Origin of the sequence: Colwellia sp. TT2012 (assembly GCF_001440345.1) — a bacterium.
Classification (GTDB): Bacteria; Pseudomonadota; Gammaproteobacteria; order Enterobacterales; family Alteromonadaceae; genus Colwellia.
Window position 1 is genome coordinate 1 of the sequence record NZ_LJYX01000108.1, and the last position, 862, is coordinate 862.

General features: G+C 42.9%; 1 pseudogene. It reads right to left on the reverse strand.

From position 1 onward, the window contains the following. Positions 1-123 precede the first annotated feature (123 nt). Positions 124-852: pseudogene (cysD, locus tag ASU03_RS18970) on the reverse strand (sulfate adenylyltransferase subunit CysD); the annotation flags it as partial. Positions 853-862: the final 10 nt, after the last annotated feature.

An 862-nucleotide genomic window follows, 5' to 3' on the forward strand; every position in this document is an offset into this window, starting at 1 on the left:
TTGGGAATTGTAGCCGGCTCAATAACGCAGAATCAAACCGTTGATTATGAGGACTTAGTCAACTGTACATGTTGCGCTGCACAGATTGGTTCTGGCATGTAATACCGTTGGCGGTTAACTGAAGTATTTGAGAATCTTTTTATTTTCAAGCAGAAGACGGCATACGAGTTCATCAACCATGATCATGGTGCCATCACGCTCTACCACTGGACGTGGTTTAGCGAAATAAAGAGGAACAATTGGAATACTTTCTAGGTAGATATATTGCCAGATGTCCAACTCGGTCCAGTTAGATAGAGGGAAAACTCGGATGCTTTCGCCTTTATTCACTTTACCGTTATAAATGTTCCATAACTCAGGACGCTGGTTTTTAGGGTCCCAACGGTGCTGTTTGTCACGGAATGAGTAAACACGTTCTTTTGCTCGTGACTTCTCTTCGTCACGACGCGCACCACCAAATGCAGCATCAAAGCCGTACTTGTCTAATGCTTGTTTCAAACCTTGGGTTTTCATCACATCGGTGTGTTTAGCACTACCGTGAGTGAAAGGACCAATCCCCTGTGCTATCCCTTCTGGATTTTTATGGACTAGGAGTTCAAGACCTAATTTCGCAACCATTTCATCACGGAAGCTAATCATTTCTTTAAACTTCCAATCTGTGTCCACATGCATTAGTGGGAATGGTGGTTTACCTGGGTAGAAGGCTTTCATAGCCAAATGCAGCATTACAGCAGAGTCTTTACCTACTGAATACAACATTACAGGGTTATCAAATTCAGCAGCCACTTCACGAATGATATGGATACTTTCAGCCTCAAGCTGCTTTAAATGAGTGAGTCTCGCCTCGTTCATAATTTCCTAT